At 42.3% G+C, this 18,889-nt stretch carries 18 protein-coding genes; 8 read left to right on the top strand and 10 right to left on the bottom strand.

Annotated features, from left to right (window positions below):
- Nucleotides 1–9 precede the first annotated feature (9 nt).
- A complete protein-coding gene (locus tag IWX76_RS06010; protein WP_196858944.1) occupies nt 10–849 on the top strand; it encodes an aminotransferase class IV in 840 nt (279 codons plus the stop codon).
- Here IWX76_RS06010 and fmt read toward each other — a convergent pair.
- Nucleotides 844–1,752, bottom strand: a complete 909-nt coding sequence (fmt, locus tag IWX76_RS06005) for a methionyl-tRNA formyltransferase (RefSeq protein ID WP_196858943.1) — start codon at nt 1,750–1,752, stop codon at nt 844–846. The two genes, IWX76_RS06010 and fmt, sit on opposite strands and share 6 nt — an antisense overlap.
- Nucleotides 1,753–1,899: 147 nt before the next feature.
- On the opposite strand from fmt, the gene IWX76_RS06000 reads away from it, so the two are divergent.
- The gene (locus IWX76_RS06000) at nt 1,900–2,952 is read left to right on the top strand and encodes a DNA topoisomerase IB (protein WP_196858942.1); all 1,053 of its coding nucleotides are present in this window, start codon (nt 1,900–1,902) and stop codon (nt 2,950–2,952) included.
- Here IWX76_RS06000 and IWX76_RS05995 read toward each other — a convergent pair.
- Together IWX76_RS05995 and IWX76_RS05990 are read right to left on the bottom strand one after the other, a co-directional pair.
- On the bottom strand, nt 2,949–3,164 hold the full coding sequence (locus IWX76_RS05995) for a hypothetical protein (protein ID WP_196858941.1): 216 nt from the start codon (nt 3,162–3,164) through the stop codon (nt 2,949–2,951). The two genes, IWX76_RS06000 and IWX76_RS05995, sit on opposite strands and share 4 nt — an antisense overlap.
- A gap of 10 nt (nt 3,165–3,174) precedes the next feature.
- Nucleotides 3,175–4,449, bottom strand: coding sequence for an exo-beta-N-acetylmuramidase NamZ family protein (locus tag IWX76_RS05990; RefSeq protein ID WP_196858940.1), 1,275 nt, complete (start codon nt 4,447–4,449; stop codon nt 3,175–3,177).
- A 21-nt stretch (nt 4,450–4,470) separates the two neighbouring features.
- On the opposite strand from IWX76_RS05990, the gene IWX76_RS05985 reads away from it, so the two are divergent.
- On the top strand, nt 4,471–5,748 hold the full coding sequence (locus IWX76_RS05985; RefSeq protein WP_334641313.1) for an ABC transporter permease: 1,278 nt from the start codon (nt 4,471–4,473) through the stop codon (nt 5,746–5,748).
- Nucleotides 5,749–5,834: 86 nt separating this feature from the next.
- On the opposite strand, the gene IWX76_RS05980 is transcribed toward IWX76_RS05985, so the two are convergent.
- Nucleotides 5,835–7,364, bottom strand: a complete 1,530-nt coding sequence (locus tag IWX76_RS05980) for a glycosyltransferase family 39 protein (protein WP_196858939.1) — start codon at nt 7,362–7,364, stop codon at nt 5,835–5,837.
- A 39-nt stretch (nt 7,365–7,403) separates the two neighbouring features.
- Nucleotides 7,404–9,812, bottom strand: coding sequence for an alpha/beta hydrolase family protein (locus tag IWX76_RS05975; protein ID WP_196858938.1), 2,409 nt, complete (start codon nt 9,810–9,812; stop codon nt 7,404–7,406).
- A gap of 178 nt (nt 9,813–9,990) precedes the next feature.
- Between IWX76_RS05975 and IWX76_RS05970 the strand changes: the two genes are divergently transcribed.
- The 3 genes from IWX76_RS05970 (at nt 9,991) to IWX76_RS05960 (ending at nt 13,573) form a co-directional block, all read left to right on the top strand.
- Nucleotides 9,991–11,145, top strand: coding sequence for a zinc-dependent alcohol dehydrogenase (locus IWX76_RS05970; RefSeq protein ID WP_196858937.1), 1,155 nt, complete (start codon nt 9,991–9,993; stop codon nt 11,143–11,145).
- Between the two features lie 11 nt (nt 11,146–11,156).
- Nucleotides 11,157–11,651: a hypothetical protein gene (locus IWX76_RS05965; RefSeq protein ID WP_196858936.1), complete on the top strand. Its 495-nt coding sequence runs from the start codon at nt 11,157–11,159 to the stop codon at nt 11,649–11,651.
- Between the two features lie 113 nt (nt 11,652–11,764).
- A complete protein-coding gene (locus tag IWX76_RS05960; RefSeq protein ID WP_196858935.1) occupies nt 11,765–13,573 on the top strand; it encodes a Mur ligase family protein in 1,809 nt (602 codons plus the stop codon).
- Nucleotides 13,574–13,588: 15 nt separating this feature from the next.
- Here IWX76_RS05960 and IWX76_RS05955 read toward each other — a convergent pair whose 3' ends face one another.
- Both IWX76_RS05955 and IWX76_RS05950 read right to left on the bottom strand, forming a co-directional pair.
- A complete protein-coding gene (locus IWX76_RS05955; RefSeq protein ID WP_196858934.1) occupies nt 13,589–14,239 on the bottom strand; it encodes a response regulator in 651 nt (216 codons plus the stop codon).
- Between the two features lie 102 nt (nt 14,240–14,341).
- On the bottom strand, nt 14,342–14,539 hold the full coding sequence (locus tag IWX76_RS05950; protein WP_196858933.1) for a hypothetical protein: 198 nt from the start codon (nt 14,537–14,539) through the stop codon (nt 14,342–14,344).
- 89 nt (nt 14,540–14,628) lie between these two features.
- Here IWX76_RS05950 and IWX76_RS05945 point away from each other — a divergent pair, with 89 nt between their 5' ends.
- Nucleotides 14,629–15,933: a DEAD/DEAH box helicase gene (locus IWX76_RS05945; RefSeq protein WP_196858932.1), complete on the top strand. Its 1,305-nt coding sequence runs from the start codon at nt 14,629–14,631 to the stop codon at nt 15,931–15,933.
- Here the strand turns inward: IWX76_RS05945 and mazG are convergent, their stop codons facing one another.
- The 3 genes from mazG to mnmD form a co-directional block, all read right to left on the bottom strand.
- A complete protein-coding gene (gene mazG / locus IWX76_RS05940; RefSeq protein WP_196858931.1) occupies nt 15,934–16,740 on the bottom strand; it encodes a nucleoside triphosphate pyrophosphohydrolase in 807 nt (268 codons plus the stop codon).
- Between the two features lie 29 nt (nt 16,741–16,769).
- Nucleotides 16,770–17,720 carry an aldo/keto reductase gene (locus IWX76_RS05935; protein WP_196858930.1) on the bottom strand — a complete coding sequence of 317 codons (951 nt, stop codon included), beginning with the start codon at nt 17,718–17,720 and terminating at the stop codon, nt 16,770–16,772.
- 72 nt (nt 17,721–17,792) lie between these two features.
- A complete protein-coding gene (gene mnmD, locus IWX76_RS05930) occupies nt 17,793–18,461 on the bottom strand; it encodes a tRNA (5-methylaminomethyl-2-thiouridine)(34)-methyltransferase MnmD (protein WP_196858929.1) in 669 nt (222 codons plus the stop codon).
- 52 nt (nt 18,462–18,513) lie between these two features.
- Between mnmD and IWX76_RS05925 the strand changes: the two genes are divergently transcribed.
- Nucleotides 18,514–18,852, top strand: coding sequence for an MmcQ/YjbR family DNA-binding protein (locus IWX76_RS05925; protein WP_196858928.1), 339 nt, complete (start codon nt 18,514–18,516; stop codon nt 18,850–18,852).
- The last annotated feature ends 37 nt before the right edge of the window (nt 18,853–18,889 follow it).

Here is an 18,889-nt window from a genome sequence, read left to right as displayed (position 1 = left end):
GAGAGATCAATGCAATTACAATACATATTACACAACGACGAATTTTTTACTGCTAATCATCCTGTACTCACAGCCAGTAACCGTAGTTTTCGCTATGGCGACGGACTGTTCGAAACCATCAGGATGAGCAATGGTAAATTGCAGTTTCCAGAATACCATGTAGACCGCCTTAAAGCGGGAATGAAGGCGCTAAAAATGGAGGGCAGTGTGTTGCTCGATGAATATTTTCTGAAGCAAAAAACCGCCGAACTTTGCAAAAAAAACAAATTAAAAGATAACGTAAAGTTCCGCCTTTCTGTTTACCGTGGTGGGGAAGGATTATACACCCCAGAAATTAATAAATACGGTTATGTGCTGGAAGCTACGCCCATGGACAACAGCCAGTATGAAATTAATAAAAAGGGGCTTATTGTTGATGTGTATAATGAGTTAACCAAACCGGTAAACATGTTATCCAACCATAAAACAAGCAGTTCCCTGCTTTATGTCATGGCCGGGCTCTTTAAAAAACAGCACAAGCTTGATGAATCCATTATCTTAAACCAGCATGGCTTTATCTGTGAAACCATTAGCTCCAATATCTTTGTGGTATACGACAAACAGATATACACCCCTGCCTTATCTGAAGGCTGTATAGCTGGTGTGATGCGCAAGGTGGTCATGCAACTGGCCAAAGCCAACAACATTAACATTATCGAAGCACAACTTAATCCAGAGGTTTTACGTCAGGCAGAAGAGGTTTTTGTGACCAATGCTGTGGGCGGTATCCGTTGGGTAATGGGTTATGGGCGCAAGCGTTATTTTAATGAAATTTCTAAAAATATGAGTGCGCTGCTGAACCAGTTATAAGCGAATTCCGCGAAGAAACTCTTCTACAGTCATCCTCTTTTTACCTTCATATTGCAAGTCGGTCAGTTTTAAAAAGCCATCTTTTGTGGCAAACTTTAAATAGGTTTTCCCATCGCTAAGGAAACCACCGGCGGCAATACCGGGTTCTTTATGCTCCACTGTTGCTTTAAATATCTTAAGATTTTTGTCGTTCAAAGTGGTAAAAGCGGTAGGGTACGGACTGAGTCCGCGAACCAGGTTATACACCGTTTCAGCCGACTGGTTCCAATCAATATTGCAGAAATCTTTAAAAATTTTGGGGGCATGTTTAATTTCAACGGCAGGATCCTGAGGAATTTCCTGGTAATCGCCAGCTTCGATGGCCTTCACCGTATCTACCAGCAGGTCGGCACCAACCACCATTAATTTATCGTGTAAATCACCAGCGGTATCATCGTCGGCAATACTTACTTTTCTGCTGTCAATTACATCACCTGTATCAATTTCCTGTTTCAACAAGAAGGTAGTCACACCGCTTTCCTTTTCTCCATTTATAATGGCATGGTTAATTGGTGCTGCCCCACGGTATTGTGGCAATAACGATCCGTGTAAGTTTATGGTACCCTTAGGTGGCATACTCCATACCATTTCAGGTAACATGCGAAAAGCAACCACCACATGCAAATCGGCATTAATGGCTTTCAGGGCCGCAATAAATTCAGGATCTTTTAGTTTTATGGGTTGCAGCACCGGAAGGCCTTGTTCAATTGCATACTTCTTTACGGCACTTTCACTCAATTTCTGTCCGCGACCAGCTGGCTTGTCGGCAGCCGTTACCACCGCAGCAACCTCAAAACCGGTATTAACCAAGGCAGCCAGTGAGGCTACAGCGAAATCGGGGGTACCCATAAAAACTATTCTCATTGTCCTGTGTTTAATTAGCAAAATAACTAAAAAATTAACGCATATCTTCATTTGACGCGCGAGTTTTTAAAGCCTGTATTGGTTTTATAAGCTTTTTTTCGGCCACATGAACCCGTATGACGCTGATGGTAAAATTCTTTCTATTCAATGGAGACAACCGAAGAAATTAAATTAAGTGGATTAATATACATGAGCGACAGTGCGCCGGGAATTTACAGAAAAGGTAAGCCTGGTGCATTTTATTATGTAGACAAGGATGGCAAGCGGATAAGTGATGATCATGATGTTGAACGTATTAAGGCCCTGGTGCTCCCACCTGCCTGGACTAACGTTTGGATTGCTCCTAAAAAGAATGCTTATCTCCAGGCTACCGGAATTGATGTTGCAGGCCGTAAACAATACCGTTACCACCATAAATGGACCACCAGGCGCTCAGAGAGTAAATATTTCCGGTTATTAGAATTTGGAAAAGTGTTACCTCAAGTGCGTAAGCGCATCGCCAAAGATTTGCGGAGGAAAGATTTTGACGAGCAAAAGGTATTGGCAATTTGTGTGCAGGTGATGTTAAAAACCTTAATCAGGGTGGGTAATGAATCTTACAAGCAATTGTATGGCAGTTACGGACTTAGTACGCTACGCGACAAACATGCAAAAATTAACGGTAATAATTTAACTCTTGATTTTATTGGTAAAAAAGGGGTACACCATGAAGTTACGCTTAATGATAAAACGCTTGCACAACTGGTTAAAAAGTGCAGGGATATTCCCGGTCAGGAATTATTTCAATATTATACGGCCGACAAGGAGCGTAGGGCGGTTGATTCGGGAAAAATTAATAACTACATCAGAGATATAACTGGAAGTGATTTTACAGCCAAAGATTTTAGAACCTGGGGTGGCACTTTAGAGGCTTTAAGGCAACTGGCGAAGTGTTTTGTAGATCCCGAGTCCCTTGATAAACCCAAAAAGAAGGTGATTGTAGAAGTATTGGACTGTGTAGCCTGTAAATTAGGCAATACCAGGGCGGTATGTAAAAGTTCTTATGTGTATCCGTTATTGCTTGAGGCATTCGAAAGCGATCGGCTTTCAAAATACCTCAAGCAGGTTAATACGGAGAAACCACATACGCAATTTGCTATGGAAAATGATGAACAAGTGCTCATGAAATTCCTCAAAAAGGCGCAAAAAGATTTAGTTTAACCTTTTGCAGGTGGTTTGTTAATGGGTTGAACAGGTTGTTCATCGTTCGTTTTGCGTTGAACCATATCGTCAAATTCAGGTTCTTCTGCCTCATAATTTTCATCTTCAGGTTGTTTTACCGCTTTCTCTCCGGCAGGAACTTTGCCTTTTGGTACTTCTTCCTCAAAGTTACTGCTGGGGCTTTCATTTGTCTTTTTTGGTTCTGAATTCATGGTCTGATGGTTAAGGATACAGCAAGTATTTTTTGCGCATCGTTTTATATTGTGTTAATCCTGGTTCCCAGCTGGCGCGAATCTCTTTTTCTGTTTTTCCTGCAATAATTTGCTGTTTTAACGTAGAAACACCAGCCAGCTTATCAAAATTTCCCATTTGCTTACTTAGTTTAAAGTTGAAGAAATCAGCTTTATTTGGGTAGGCCTGGTACAATTCAATTAACCAGTTTAAGTTTAACACTTTATCCCTTCTAATGTTTTCTACATCGTAGTTTCTAAGGTCCAAGCCATAACAAGCCTGATCCTGATGTAATGGCGTTTCGGCCATGCCTTTGATGCTTTTTGGCGTAAAGTTATAGGCATATTTACCTTTTAAAGCCGGAGCACCAAGCACAGTAAATGGATGTTGCGTACCGCGACCCTGGCTTAAATAAGTGCCTTCAAACAGGCAAAGTGTTGGGTATAATAAAATGCTTTGATCGGTGTTCAAGTTAGGTGAAGGTTTAACCGGTAAAGCATATGGCATATCATGGTTATAATTGGTCATGGTAATCACATTGATTTTACACTTCACCTTGCCTTTTAACCAGCCTTCACCATTCAGCATCTGTGCATATTCGCCAATGGTTAATCCGTGAACAATAGGGATGGGTTGTAAGCCAATACCAGATACCAATTTCGCATCCAGAATCGGCCCGTCTATATAAAAACCATTAGGATTCGGGCGATCTAAAATAACCAGTTCTTTATTATTAGCTGCACAGGCTTCCATCACATGCTGCAAGGTGTTGATATACGTGTAAAAACGTACGCCTACATCCTGTATGTCGAAAACCATGATATCCACATCTGCTAAATCAGTTGCGGTAGGCGTAGAATGTTTACCATATAAGGAAACCGCTTTGATACCTGTTTTAGTGTCCACATCATCTGATACATGGATACCTGCACTGGCATCACCCCTGAAACCATGCTCTGGTCCAAATATTTTCACAATGTTCACCCCTAAACTCAACAGGCTGTCTACAGCAGTTTCTTTACCAATGATAGAAGTTGGATTAACCACCATACCTACACGTTTTCCTTTTAATAGGGGCAGGTATTTGTCGGTTTGCTCAGCGCCAGTCAGCATTTTTTGTTGTTTAGGCTGGTCTGGGTTTTCTGCGGTAACAGTTTGGTTAGTCTTTACAGTAGTCGCTAAGGTGGGCGATTTCGTTGTTCCGCAAGCCTGTAAAGTGACAACACCTAACCCAAGGTGCAATAAAAGGGAATAAGTTGATTTCATTGTGTTTCTTTTTAAATATATATGCTTAATCCAATACAAAATAGCATTTTTGCTAAGGTACAATTTATCGCAAAACATTTGAATATAGAATATTTTATCGCCAAAAGGATCTCTGTAAAGTCAGAAAGGACGTTCTCCAAGCTTATTGTGCGCATCGCCATTGCAGGTGTTATGCTTAGCCTGGCGGTGATGATGCTTTCTGTAGCCATCATTAAAGGGTTTAAAACAGAGATACAAGATAAGGTGAGGGGTTTTGTTGGCGATGTAAGGGTGTTTAAACTCGACGTAAATAATTCCTTTGAACTGGCGCCTTTTGAGCCGAGTGCCAAAACACTGGCTTCCCTGCGCGACAACCCCAATATTGCCTATTTTTCACCTTACTCTACCAAACCCGCGATTATTTCAGCTAACGATGAAGTGGAAGGTATCAATTTTAAAGGCATTGATGAAACCTACAACTGGGATTATATAAACCAGTACTTGATTAGTGGACGGACCATCGATTTTACTGATAGCACGAAAGCCACTCAGCAGGTGATGATTTCTAATTTCACCGCAAAACGATTAAAACTCAAAATAGGCGATGATTTTATCATGCATTTTGTGCAGGATCCGCCACGTAAAAGGAAATTCGAGATTGTAGGCATTTATGATGTTGGTGTAGAAGAGATCGACAAGAGTTTTGTCATTGGACATATTAACATCATTCGGCGTTTAAATAACTGGAAGCCAACAGAAATTGGCGGTATTGAAGTACGCCTTAAAGATTTTACACAACTGGATCGGGTAGCTAACCAGATGTACGACAAATTAGACCATAACCTTCGCTCAGAGTCGGTAAGGGCATACTTTCCAAACATCTTTACCTGGCTTTCCCTTTTAGATGTTAATACCAGGGTGCTTTTAATACTCATGTTAATTGTTGGGGTTATTAACATGATTACTGCTTTGTTAATTATGATTCTTGAACGCACCAACATGATTGGCATGTTGAAGGCATTTGGCATGAGCGATTATAGCATCATCAAAATCTTTCTTTACAATGCAGCTTATTTAGTGGGCATAGGCTTGTTTCTAGGTAATGTTTTAGGTTTAGGGCTGGGCTTTCTTCAATATTACACGCATATCTTTCATTTAGATCAAGGTTCGTATTACCTCAATTATGTACCCATCGAATTACACTTTATGGACGTTTTCTTGTTAAACGTCGCTACGCTTACCATCTGTTTGATTGTATTAGTCATCCCATCCCTGCTGGTGAGTAAAATCTCCCCCCTAAAAGCCATACGGTTTAAATAGGGTAAATTGCAGCCCTTAGGGCAGTGTAAAAAATGACGGTTCTACTGAAAATCAAACCCTCTTAAAATAACAGTGCCCGGGGGTTATTAATCCATATTTTCTGCAATAAAGGCGTTGATTGATTTTTTTGGTTTTTCCAGCAAATAAATCACGGTACCATACTCCTTTGCATTTACATTTTCAACTTTTCCTTTAAAGCTTACCTGCTCAAACAACGAATGTTCTTCTTCATTGTTTGGATCTTCGTTATGAGCCGTTTTTACAGTAATTACGGTAGTAATTTCCTTTGTTAAATCGAACCAGTATTTATAATCTGCATTAAATGATACTGCCGCCATGTTTTTGTGTTTGCTGTAATAATTGATCGCTCCCGCCTGGCCGTAGTTATCACAGATCACCAAAATATGAGCTTTTTCTGGTATAGTAGCATATGCCCGGTCTACTTTTTCGGCAAGCTCTTTCCAGCCCAGCATATCAGCAAAGTCTTGCGGTAAGTGGTGGTCTTTGCCGTCTTCCCAGCGCAACATCCCATATTTTTTATACAGGGCCTGGTTGTTAACAATGGTTTCCGGTGTATTGATCGGATAAACGATCCTGATGGTCAGAAAAAAAAATAAAGGAGGCAGGAGTAAAACCAGCCCTTTAACATAAACCGTCCAGGGCCGCTGGAGCAATCGGTCCAGGTAAATGGCACCAAAGGCCATAAACACCGGGTATAAACCGATGGCATAATAACTTTTTGCCCGGAAGAAAGTAAACAGCATTAAAGTAAATACTGTAGAATAGAAGATAAAACGGTAGGCAGAAAATGCTTTATGGATGACCAGCGCAATCATGCCTGCAAGTAGCACATATAGCGCAGGGAAAAAGAAGAACAGCTGATCTTTCAGAAAATCAAGGCGGTTAACATTGACCAGTTGGGTACGTTTTAACTCTTCCATGTGGGTAATCACAGGAAATCCATGTTGGTATTGCCAATAAAGGTTAGGTGATATGATAAGGAGGGCTAGAAGTGCAGCCAGCAGGAATTGTTTTTTCACCAGCAGATTCCGGTGTTCGGTTAGCAGGATGGCAGGTAACATGGCTACAGCCAGAAAGGCAATGCTGTATTTATTCAAAAAACCAAGAGCGAATACAACAGCTAATGCATAAAGCCAGGACTGTCGACCGCTATTAATGTATTTGATCAAGGTGTAAAAAAGCAAGGTCCAGCAGAGGAAATCTAATGAATTAGGCTGGTATAAGGTGTTAATTCTGAAAATGACGGAAAAGGTTACCGCTGTAGCGGCCAGGATATGAGCAAATAAACTGCCCTTTAGTTCAGTTGTAATTTTCCATACGGTAAGCATGGTGAAGGCGCCAAATAAGGCAGGGAAAAACTTTATCCAAAACAAACCGTTGCCCAATAAGCCAATGACATAAGAGACCCAGGCGGTTACCGGGGGAACAGAGGTATATCCCCAGGCCAGGTGTTTGCCAAGGTCGAGGTGTAAATACTCATCGCGGTGTAAATCATAAACCGGATGGATCAAAAAGTATTGAATGGTAAATTTTAGTACGATAAAGACCCACAGCCATAACGCATTGTTAGTGATGAAATTTCTTGTTTCAATCATGGTTATAGGAGTGGGTCTTTATTAAAATGTTACATCAGCTTATTTAGCTTTTTTAACATAGGTATCCAACCAGGCATTCATTTCCCACAACATGTGTAAAATGTTTTCTTTTCCTTTATAGCTGTGCGCTTCGTAAGGTAAAAATACAAAGCGGGTAGTGCCACCAAAACCTTTAACGGCGTTAAACAAACGTTCGCTGTTCATCGGGAAAGTTCCAGGATTATCATCAGAATCACCGTGAATTAATAACAGTGGTGTTTTAATTTTATTGGCATAACTGAAAGGGCTCATTTCAAAATACAATTGAGGCGCATCCCAATAGGTACGGTCTTCATTTTGGAAACCGAAAGGGGTTAAGGTACGGTTATAGGCACCACTGCGGGCAAGCCCTGCTTTAAATAAATTGGTATGTGCCAATAGGTTGGCCGTCATAAACGCGCCATAACTATGTCCTCCGACAGCAATACGGTTTTTGTCGGCAATACCTTGTCCGGCCAGGTTGTTAATGGCGGCTTCGGCATTCATTTTTAACTGGTCTACAAAGGTGTCATTTGGCTTTTTGCCGTTTGCGGCTACAATAGGCATTTCGGCATTGTCTAAAACAGCATATCCCTGGGTAACCCAGTAAATAGGCGAAGCCCAGCTGATGGTGGTGAAACGGTGTTTTGATCCCCTGATCTGTGCGGCATCGGCTGCCGAGTTAAACTCCCTTGGGTAAGCCCAGATCAACAAAGGCAAGGCACCATCTTTTGCTTTATCGTAACCTTTAGGTAAATACAGATCGCCGGTAAGGTCGATGCCATCTGCACGTTTATACGATATTTTTTCTTTGATTACACCAACCATTGCAGGGTAGGGGTTTTCAAAACTGGTCAATTGCTGGTCGGCAATACGAAGCATTAAATTCTTGATAAAATAGTTAGGTACGTCCTGCTGCGTTTCTTTGCGGGTTAACAGCACCAATTTGTCGGCATCCAGCACATCGGCAACAAATTCATAAGTACCTTCTGCACTGCGCCAAATGATATCATTCTTCTTTGTTTTCAGGTCGAACTTTGCCAGGAAAGGCAAATCTCCTTTTGCGGAAGAGCCTGTGGTGTTGTTCATCAACAGTTTTTTGCCATTGTCTACTGTTTTAACCACGTAACGACCATACTTATTTTTGGCCATCACCGGATATCCCGGGTTGTTATAGGCATCGGTCTGGTTACCTTCATATAGGGTTTCCATTTTGCCGTTAGCCGGATTAAAGCGACTCAGTTTGGTGCTTTGTTTGCTTCGCAGGCCTTCCTGTACCAAGGCTATGTTTTCATCGCCCCATAAGATGTTTCGGAAACGGGTTTTGGTTTTTAAAAGCGTGTTTGGTTTACCGGTAAATGGTGCAGCCAGGGAATATACAGCATCGTGAAATTCTACGTCTTTTTTAATAAGTCCACTGTCTAAAGGCTGTGCCCAGATTACAGTTGCAGCAACATCATCGCGCCAGTCGAAACTGCGGGCAATGTTCTGCAGGTTATCGTTTCCTGAAGGTCTGCCTTCAGCTGAAGGCAATTGTGCCAAAACTTTCAGTGATTTGCCGTTCAGGTTAATAATTTCCACTGTAGATGGAAATCCATAAGCAGAAACCAGGTAAGAAAATGGCTTTTTCAATTTACGTTGCAAGAGGAAGTTTTTATCGGGCGATACAGTCACATTCAGGTAGATGTCAGGTTTCCCAATAGGCGTTTCTACTCCATTGCTGTTTTTTACCAATTGAGAAGTGGCAAAAAATTCAAACAACAACTCATCGTAAGGCGATTTAATTAAATCCTGATACGTGGCACTTGGTGCGGTTTTACCCAAATTCTGTTGTGTAGTTGGACCTTTTGGCATTAATGGTTTTTTAGGCGCTGCCGAAGCCGGTTGCACAGCCACCTGGTAAAGTAAGGTCTGGTCGTCTAACCAGCTGATGCCATCACCCAATACTACGTTTAAAGGCTGTTTATTGATTTTTGTGACTTGCGCACTGGCAATATCGATGGAATAAAGGTCTACACTGGTTGCGGTGGTGTTGGTAAAGGCTATTTTAGTTCCTGCAGGGTTCCATTGTACATTTCCGGCAAAAAGCGGGCTGGGCAGGCCGTTCAGGGCTACTGCCTTATTGGTTTTAACCTGGATTAAGGTAAAGCCGTTGATGTAAGTCTGGCGGCTGGGACTGTAATTTTCAGGATTCAAACGAAGACCGGCGATGCGGTATTCAGGCATGGCAATTTCTTCTACAGAAGGATAAGGGTTTCTGTCAGTTAGCAGCATCCAGGCCGCTTTGCTGCCAATGTTTACTCCTGGGGTAGGCTTTGCTAATAGTAAATCTGCCATTTCCTGAGGAGGCAATTGGTAGCTGGCAGCATCCTGTGCAATAACACCTGTTGTGCAAGTTAATAGGAAAAGATGAAGGAAAAGTTTTTTCATGTGATTGGGTTTATTCCAGGGTAAAAATAGTCATTAGCATAGGTCACAGGTGCATATGCTCTATCAAATTATTGATACAATCAAGTACTTCTGGGTTAAGATCAAGTATAAATACCCCAAACATTTAAACCACAGGCGGGGTTAATAAAATTAATAATTTGAACTAAAACGCAATTGTATGTTAGCAATGAATTACCGGGGCCCTTTTAGGGTCCGTGCATCTCAAAAACCACAGCCGGAGATTCTTCATCCTCAGGATGCGATTATCCGTGTTACCCGCGCCTGTATCTGTGGCTCTGACCTACACATCTACCATGGCCTGGTGCCAGACACCCGTGTAGGTATGACATTCGGACATGAATTTATTGGTGTGGTAGAAGATATTGGTCCGGGTGTAGAAAACCTGAAAGTAGGCGACCATGTATTAGTGCCCTTTAATATTGCTTGTGGCAAATGTGCTTTTTGTAAACAAGGGCTATTTGGAAATTGCCATGAATCAAATCCATCAGCTACGGCCGTTGGCGGAATATATGGGTATTCGCATACTGCCGGAGGTTATGATGGCGGACAAGCAGAATATGTACGCGTACCTTATGCTGATGTTGGCCCAATGGTGATTCCGCCTGATATTCATCATGATGATGCCGTATTACTTACTGATGTGGTGCCTACAGGGTATCAGGCAGCTGAAATGGCTGGTATTAAAAAAGGGGATACGGTTGTGGTGTTTGGTGCAGGGCCGATTGGAATCATGGCCGCTAAATGCGCATGGCTTTTTGGTGCAGGAAGGGTGATCGTGATTGATCATTTGGAGTACAGGCTAGATTTTGTACGGAAATATGCGCAATGCGAGGCTTATAACTTCAAATCGCTTGAAGATCCGGTTTTGTTTATTAAAAAAACAACCGATTGGTTTGGTGCCGATGTTTGCATTGATGCTGTAGGTGGCGATGCGTCGGGCAATGCCATGCAAACCATTACGGGCAAAAAACTATTGCTGCAGGCAGGTTCGGCAACAGCCTTGCACTGGGCAATTAATGCAGTGAAAAAAGGAGGAATTGTATCCATTGTGGGGGTCTATGGCCCTACAGATAACCTGGTGCCCATTGGAAATGTGGTCAATAAAGGCATTACCATCCGCGCCAACCAAGCCTCGGTGAAAAGATTGTTGCCAAGGCTCATTGAACATATCCGCGCTGGACACCTGGATCCGAAAGCAATGATTACACACCGGATTCCTTTAGAAGAGGTGGCTGATGCTTATCATATGTTTTCGGCCAAGCTAGACGATTGTATCAAACCTATATTAATACCACCATCTGCAAGAATGTAAAACGAAGAACCATGGAAAACAAAATTAAGGATTACTCACAAATAAAAGGCTGGGGAGTGGATGCTGACCCGGAAAACGAGCCTACTTACCCAATGAAGAATTATACCGGCGATGACCATCAACGTAGTAATTGGGAACGACCACCTTTACAAGCCGATATTGGCGACATCTTAAAATCTAATGAAAGACCTACGCTGTCGGCCGTATATGGCACATCGGTTCCGTTATCTGGTTTGAGTGGTGCCATCCGTCGTTATGCGTTTAAGTATAGCGAATCCAGTTATGGTCATTGGCTTCCATTATTGCTTGCCGATCGGGTAAATGTAGTGGAGGGGATTGTGGACGACCTCAAGCATGGACATATCCCTAATATTTTTGCTGAGAAAGGTTGGAAGGCAGAATTTAAGCATAACCCAAAAGGGCTGGCGACTAAAATACTGGTTACTGCTGCTGTGGCTACCGTAGCCTATACTTTATTTTTCCGTACCGGGAAATCGCGGCGCTGATAATTGCGTAGATCGCTGCAAATATTTGTGGTTTATCTGTATAAAACCCGTATTTAATGAGAGAACGAGTTGGCTACCTTGTTGTTTTTAACATAGCTAACTGTTAAATTCCTATGGAGATTATTAAGACCCGGGTGATGAGGGGTCCCAACTACTGGTCGATACACAGACATCGACTTATTGTATTGACGATTCAGCTTACAGCAGAAGAAAAAGCCTTAGGCGCAGCAGATCTTGATGAGCTGGGCAAAAAGCTGGAAAAGCTTAAGCCTTCTTTATATCACCGGAAAGCTTATGCCTCCATATTGGACGTTGTAGCGCAGGTAGCAATTGAAATTCAATGTTTAGCGGGGATGGATTGTGCACATGCTGCTGTACAATCCACTACCCAACCGCTGGAGGTAAAAGTGATCTTTTCTTACACTATTGAACGTGCAGGGATTTATGCAGGTCGAATGGCTGTAGAATTAATCAATGCTTTAACATTAGAACAACCCTATTCATTAGCGACGGTGATTCAGCATTTGAAAAAGATGCATGACCGTGATCGCGTCAGCCCGGATGTACAGGTTATTATTGACGACGCCATCAAAAGAGGTATTCCCGTCACACAGTTAGACCGGGATACGTTATTGTTCGGTTTTGGTGCCAATCAACACCTATTTCGCCGGGGTGTAGATCATCATTTCCCCACAGATCCCTTACCAGGGAGGATTCCCCTGGTTGCCGTAACCGGTACCAATGGCAAAACTACTACTACACGCCTTATTGCACATTTTGCTTCTTATGCAAATTACCAGGTTGGTATGACCACTACAGATGGTATTTATATACAGAATAAACTGGTAGATGTGGGTGATTGTAGTGGCCCGCAGAGCGCCAGGACTGTGTTGAAAAACCCCGAAATTGATTTTGCGGTATTAGAATGTGCCCGTGGCGGTATCCTCCGTGCAGGTTTAGGATTTGATTGCTGTAATGTGAGTGTGGTGACCAATATCTCCCGCGATCACCTGGGCATGGATGATATCGAAAGTTTAGCAGATTTAGCCAGGGTGAAGGCTGTGGTGCCCAGAACTACCCTTGCCGCAGGTTGTGCCGTATTAAACGCTGATGACGATCTTGTTTACCAGATGAAGGACAATCTGCGCTGCCAGGTAGCTTTATTTAGTATGAATGCAAAGTTACCGCGTTTTCTGGACCATGTTCAAAGTGGTCAGCTTGGGGCGACAGTGGAAAACGGGAATTTTGTGTTATTTAATAAACGTTCTAAGATCACCGTGATTAACATCAAACAAGTGCCGCTCACTTTTGAAGGCAAATCTGCTTGTATGATACAAAATGTGTTACCAGCACTTTTAACAGCGTTTTTTCTGAATATGCCATTAGAGGATATACGTATTGCTTTAAAGAAATTTATCCCTTCACCCCGGTTTACACCTGGGCGAATGAATACTTTTAAGGTGAATGACCTGACGGTGATGGTAGATTATGCACATAATGAAGCGGGTTACCAGGAACTGAAAAAGTACGCTGACCAGTTAGATTTCTTGTTTAGAGTGGGGATTATTGCTGCGGTGGAGGATCGGGTTGATGCAGATCTGGTGAACCTGGGCAGGCTTGCAGCATGGATTTTCGACGAGATTATAATTCGTCACGACAGTGATATGGATGAACAAACGAAAGATAGAATGACGGCCCTGTTGCTGGAGGGCATCAGACAGGCAGATGAAAATCTGCCTGTACAAGTGATTTCTAATGAGTTTGATGCCATTAAACAGGCCATGGCCCAAGCCAAAAAGGGAAGCTGGATTTTTGTGAATTCAGAGCATGTTTACGACACGATTGCTTTTCTTACTGATTATTCCAAAACAGCTGTACAGCGCGATGCGGCTCCCTATTTGCAACGTGGAAGCGTGTTTTGAGCTGGCATTAAGAAATTACTGTAATATGCCGTTTAATATAGAGAATTTGATCAGGGATGCCGTGTTTCGGCATCCGGTTTTTTCAATCAGACTTTGGCGATGACCTTCGATGGTTCTTTTGCTTAGAAACAGCTTTTCTGAGATTTCATTATTCGTTAAACCTTCGGCAATCAGGATTAATATTTCTTTTTCCCGTGAGGTGAGGTCAATTTGTAATTCAACGGTATTGTTTTCAGCATAGGTCGTTTCCATGGAGCGTTCCAAAAGCTTAAGGGTCAGTGTGGAGCAGAGGTACCTTTGGCCCAGGTTAACTTTTTTGATGGCGAAAATAAGTTCATCGGGACTCACCGTTTTAAGCAGGTAACCCGAAGCACCAGCATTAAAGGCCTGTTCTATAGATTTATTGGTGTCAACCATAGAAAGAATAATCACCTTTATATGCGCCTGTATGGCCTTTAATGGTTTAATTAAAGCAATGCCATCTATATCTGGCATGTTAATATCAGTAAGCACAATATCTGCCGCAATGCCTTTATTGATTAATTCTAAAACCTCCTGGCCATTAGCGGCCATGCCAACTACTTGAAAAGCTTTATCTGACACCAGTACCATTTCTAACCCCTCGCGCACAAGGGTGTCATCGTCAGCCAAAATTACATTTAGCATTTGAATTGAATTTTAAACATCCTTATAAATTAACTACATGATTTGTGGTTAATTAACAATGGCTGTACCTAATGGTTTTAAGCTTTTTGAAACTGTGTAAAGTTAAGATTCGTCGGTTTCTTTGGCTGGAGGTTCCTGTTCGATGTGGTTGTTTTCTTCCCGATCTTGTTTTGGGGTTACTGCCTGAAACCAATGCATATCAGTAGGCGTTAACAAGGGTTCAGGCACTAAAGGCAGGCTGCTATCCTCGTTATTTACCATCTGCTGTAGTACTTTCTTTTTCTCTGTCCGTATGCCCATGACCTAAAGTTACGAAAACTATAACTGATTTATGTGTAGAGTGCCTGGTAATTTGCGTAAATTTGCCACAATATTTAAATTGAAAAACTGTGTCTTTAGATAAATTAAAACTAAGCAAGTCGTTGGTAAGTGCCATGACTGATGCCGGATATATTTCAGCAAAAGAAATTCAGGCTAAAACCATGTCCCGTATTTTAGGGGGACAAGATATCATTGCCGTGGCGCCAGAGGGAAGTGGTAAAACAACAAACTACGTGCTTGCGGTTTTAATGCGTTTAAAATATGGCTCGGATGAGGCACCTAAATTCCTCATTCTTGTTCCAGATCAGGAGCGTGTAGAAGCAGTGATTGCTGAATTTATGTTATTGAGTAAAAATCGCAACCTGCGTATTATGGGCCTCTACGGCAACGGGGGTACAGATCAGGTGATTAACGACCTGCTTGATGGTGTCGACATTGTGGTGGCAACGCCAACACGGGCAAGGGCCATTTACTTAAAGCTTGGCTTAAACCTGAGTAAACTACAAATGTTTATTGTTGACGACGCAGAGGAAATTGTTAAACAGGGTATGCAGTTGCCTGTTAACGAGCTGGCAAGAAGTGCCGGAAAATGCCAGCATTTAGTATTTACCACCGTGTACCATGAAAAATTGCAGGTGATGACTGATCGTTTCCTGAATTTTCCAACCCTGATGGAAGTAGAAGAGTTAGGCGATGCCAAAGCGGCCACACATGAATTGTTGTTGTACCAGGTTCAGAATTTCAAAACCAAGATCAATTTATTAAATCACCTGTTGCGTGATGATGAAGTGTTTGACAAGGTCATTGTGTTTGTTAACACTCGTTTAACAGCTCAAAAATTAGGGAAAAGCTTAACCTCCCGCAGGGCAGGTGATGTGACGGTTTTAAATCCGCTGTTCTTTGATGATGAGGATGGTTTTGATCACATTGATGATTTTAAGGCCATTCCAGAAGCACGCGTTCTTATTGTAGCCAATGAAGGTTCCGCTAACCTGGATCTTTCTGGTATTCCGTTTATTTTCCACATGGAAGTGCCTGAGCAAAAAGAAACTTTCTTAAGCAAGATTGTTAAAACTTCGAATGAAGAAGTGGTGGCAATAACCTTTGCAACCGATGCTGAACTGGTTGATATCCGTAAAATCGAACAGGCTATTGGTGCCAAGATTCCGGTGATGGACTTGCCTGAAGAAGTACTTGTAGAAAAGGTGGTAAAGAAAAAGCCCGCTATTGATAAAAGCAGAATTGTTAAAGAAACAACTGACCTACCCAAAGGTGGTGGTGCCTACCATGATAAAAAGGAAGGCAACACCAAAGATTATAATTATGGGATAGGGCAGAAGGCAAAAATGACGATGAAGAAAAAACACGGTTAATTACCTGGTTTTAGCTTCATTCCAATAAACATCCATTTCGGCAAGTGTCATATCCTGTAGGGCCTTGCCGTTTTCTTTTGCTTTTTCTTCCAGGTATTGGAAGCGTTTAATGAACTTTTTATTCGTTTTTTCCAGTGCATTTTCAGGGTTGATGTTGATAAAACGGGCGTAGTTGATTAAAGAGAAGAGCAGGTCGCCAAATTCGCTTTCTGCCTTGTCATGATCTATAGCGGTATGATCCACTACATTAAATTCGTTTTTAAACTCCTGTAATTCTTCTTCTACTTTTTCCCACACCTGGGTTTTATCTTCCCAGTCGAAACCAACACCACGGGCTTTTTCCTGTATGCGACTTGCTTTTACTAAAGAAGGAAGGCCTGCAGGAACACCGCCCAGCACAGATTTATTTCCTTCTTTCAGTTTTATCTTTTCCCAGTTGCGTTTTACTTCGGCTTCATCTTCTGCCACCACATCGCCATAAATATGCGGATGGCGGTGGATCAATTTGTCGCATACCCCATTTAACACATCTACGATGTCAAATTCCTTGTTTTCAGCCGCAATGCGGGCATAGAAGACCAGGTGCATCATCACATCGCCCAATTCCTTTTTAATTTCCTGCTGGTCGCCTTCCAGTATGGCGTCCGATAGTTCGTAAGTCTCCTCGATGGTCAGGTGCCTTAAGGTTTCCATGGTCTGTTTTTTATCCCATGGGCATTGTGTACGTAAGGTATCGAGAACGGTTAGCAACCTTAAAAAAGCAGAGGCTGGATCAGGTGCGGTGGCTGGGGAAATGTTATTGGGCATTATATGGTGGTTTTGTAAGTTGTGTATTTTTATAGGTTACTGGCTTCATCAAGCATGGCAATGTCTTCGGTTTGAAGGCTGATCGATGCTGCTTTATTGAAATCCTTTAATTGTTCAAGACTGGTAACACTGGCAATAGGAGCTGTTACAGAAGGGCGTGCAATTAACCAGGCCAGCGCAATACTGGCAGGTGTAGCGTTGTATTGCTCGGCTACCTGGTCTAAAGCCTGAAGTATACGGAAACCTCGATCATTCAGGTAATTTTTCATACCTCCGCCACGCTGACTCTTTGTTGAATCTGCATCTGAACGGTATTTTCCGGTAAGGAAACCACTGGCTAAAGCGTAATAATTAGTTACCCCCAGTTGATGTTCTACACAAAGTTGTTCGTATTGTGTTTCATACTGTTCGCGGTTATACAGGTTATACTCTGGCTGGAAAACCTGGTATTTGGCCAAACTATGTTGTTTGCTGGTTTCCAATGCGGCTAATAAAGCTGCTGCAGAATAATTGGAAGCGCCAATCCAGCGCACTTTACCTGCACGGATCAGGCTGTCATATGCTTCTAAAGTTTCCAGTATTGGTGTTTCCGGGTCTTCGTAATGCGAAAAATATAAATCTATATAATCTGTTTTCAGACGTTTTAACGAATCCTCAACGGCTTGTGTAATGTAAGATTTTGATAGGCCTTTTTTGCCATCGCCCATGTCGGAGCCTACTTTAGTAGCGATGATGACCTGCTGGCGGTTGTTACGCGATGCCATCCAGTTGCCAATAATGGATTCTGATTCTCCACCTTGATTTCCGGGTTTCCATCTGGAATAAACATCAGCGGTATCAATAAAATTGAACCCTGCTTCAACAAAGCCATCCAATATTTCAAATGATTGGGCTTCATCTATGGTCCATCCGAAAACATTTCCTCCAAAGGTGATTGGCGATACGAATAAGTCTGAATTTCCTAATTTTCTTTTTACCATGTTTAATCTTTTAAGAGGTTGGTATAACAAATGTAGGCCTGCAGGGTTTTTATTCTGTCGTTTCCAGGTCAATTAAAGCTTTGTTGCGCGCAGCATTTCTCGTTTTCCGGGTGCCCCAGGAAGTTTTTCTATGGTCAATCCTGCTTTTTTCAAGGCTCGTTTTAAATTACCGGTAATGGCATAGGTGACAAAAATGCCTCCGGATTTAAGAAAGCTACACGTATGGGCAATCACCTCATCTGTCCACATCTCTGGTTGGTGCTGCACGGAAAAGGCGTCGTAATAAATCAGGTCAAATGCTGTACTGCTGTTAAAGTCGGCTAACGTGGTATGTGCAATGTTTAATTGCTGATTTTCAAATAAAGTCACCTGGTGTCCGATAGCTGGTTCATAATGCTGAATCAAAGCTTCCCATATGGAAGCAGGGACATATTGCCCGTACTCGGTGCTTTTCAACTCGCTCAAGCTTATCGGGAAAGCCTCTATACCGGTGTAATTGATAGACTGCTGCGTTTCTACGCCATGGGTTAAGCTGAGTAAATAATTAAGTCCGGTGCCAAAGCCTACTTCCAACACAGATAGCGGCTGCCCTTCGGCGTTCTCCATCGCTTTTTTTAACCCTGCGGTTACAAAAACATGGAGGCTTTCCTGCAGGGCACCATGTTTTGAATGGTAGTTTTCGCCAATGGTTTCATTAAATAAAGTGTTGGAACCGTCGGCAGTCTGGATAATTTTATTCATTTCTTCAAATTTAACAGAAACTGGCTTAACTTTAAGAAATAAAACGTCGTATATGGATATTGAAAAGTTTCGGGAATACTGCCTCAACTTACCGGGAACCACCGAAGGCATGAAATGGGGGGAGAACCTCTGTTTTATGATCGAAGAGAAAATATATGCCATTGCTTCGCTTGACGACGGGCTATTGTCCTTTAAAATTGACCCAGAAAATTTTGAAGAACTTGCTGCCCGTGACGGTATTGCCCAAGCTGCCCACTTCGCAAAGAAACAATGGGTCACCCTCGAATCATTGGATGTGCTTTCTGACCAGGAATTACGTGAACATATTACGGCCTCCAGGGCATTGGTAATTAGTAAGTTGCCTAAGAAAACACAGGCTTTATACGCATAAGGGGGTGAATTAGTAAGTTGTCTAAGAAAATACAGGC

Origin of the sequence: Pedobacter sp. CAN_A7 (assembly GCF_015752175.1) — a bacterium.
In the GTDB taxonomy this organism is placed as follows: Bacteria; Bacteroidota; Bacteroidia; order Sphingobacteriales; family Sphingobacteriaceae; genus Pedobacter.
Note: the sequence above shows the minus strand (reverse complement) of the source record. Positions and strands in the feature narration are given on the sequence as shown.

What these genes read in the sequence shown, in the direction of transcription:
- IWX76_RS05975 (WP_196858938.1), bottom strand. Translation starts at nt 9,812, where the DNA reads ATGAAAAAACTTTTCCTTCATCTTTTCCTATTAACTTGCACAACAGGT.
- IWX76_RS05980 (WP_196858939.1), bottom strand. Translation starts at nt 7,364, where the DNA reads ATGATTGAAACAAGAAATTTCATCACTAACAATGCGTTATGGCTGTGG.
- fmt (WP_196858943.1), bottom strand. Translation starts at nt 1,752, where the DNA reads ATGAGAATAGTTTTTATGGGTACCCCCGATTTCGCTGTAGCCTCACTG.
- IWX76_RS05925 (WP_196858928.1), top strand. Translation starts at nt 18,514, where the DNA reads ATGGATATTGAAAAGTTTCGGGAATACTGCCTCAACTTACCGGGAACC.
- mnmD (WP_196858929.1), bottom strand. Translation starts at nt 18,461, where the DNA reads ATGAATAAAATTATCCAGACTGCCGACGGTTCCAACACTTTATTTAAT.
- IWX76_RS05970 (WP_196858937.1), top strand. Translation starts at nt 9,991, where the DNA reads ATGTTAGCAATGAATTACCGGGGCCCTTTTAGGGTCCGTGCATCTCAA.
- IWX76_RS05995 (WP_196858941.1), bottom strand. Translation starts at nt 3,164, where the DNA reads ATGAATTCAGAACCAAAAAAGACAAATGAAAGCCCCAGCAGTAACTTT.
- mazG (WP_196858931.1), bottom strand. Translation starts at nt 16,740, where the DNA reads ATGCCCAATAACATTTCCCCAGCCACCGCACCTGATCCAGCCTCTGCT.
- IWX76_RS05960 (WP_196858935.1), top strand. Translation starts at nt 11,765, where the DNA reads ATGGAGATTATTAAGACCCGGGTGATGAGGGGTCCCAACTACTGGTCG.
- IWX76_RS05935 (WP_196858930.1), bottom strand. Translation starts at nt 17,720, where the DNA reads ATGGTAAAAAGAAAATTAGGAAATTCAGACTTATTCGTATCGCCAATC.
- IWX76_RS05950 (WP_196858933.1), bottom strand. Translation starts at nt 14,539, where the DNA reads ATGGGCATACGGACAGAGAAAAAGAAAGTACTACAGCAGATGGTAAAT.
- IWX76_RS05965 (WP_196858936.1), top strand. Translation starts at nt 11,157, where the DNA reads ATGGAAAACAAAATTAAGGATTACTCACAAATAAAAGGCTGGGGAGTG.
- IWX76_RS06010 (WP_196858944.1), top strand. Translation starts at nt 10, where the DNA reads ATGCAATTACAATACATATTACACAACGACGAATTTTTTACTGCTAAT.
- IWX76_RS06000 (WP_196858942.1), top strand. Translation starts at nt 1,900, where the DNA reads ATGGAGACAACCGAAGAAATTAAATTAAGTGGATTAATATACATGAGC.
- IWX76_RS05985 (WP_334641313.1), top strand. Translation starts at nt 4,471, where the DNA reads ATGCTTAATCCAATACAAAATAGCATTTTTGCTAAGGTACAATTTATC.
- IWX76_RS05990 (WP_196858940.1), bottom strand. Translation starts at nt 4,449, where the DNA reads ATGAAATCAACTTATTCCCTTTTATTGCACCTTGGGTTAGGTGTTGTC.
- IWX76_RS05955 (WP_196858934.1), bottom strand. Translation starts at nt 14,239, where the DNA reads ATGCTAAATGTAATTTTGGCTGACGATGACACCCTTGTGCGCGAGGGG.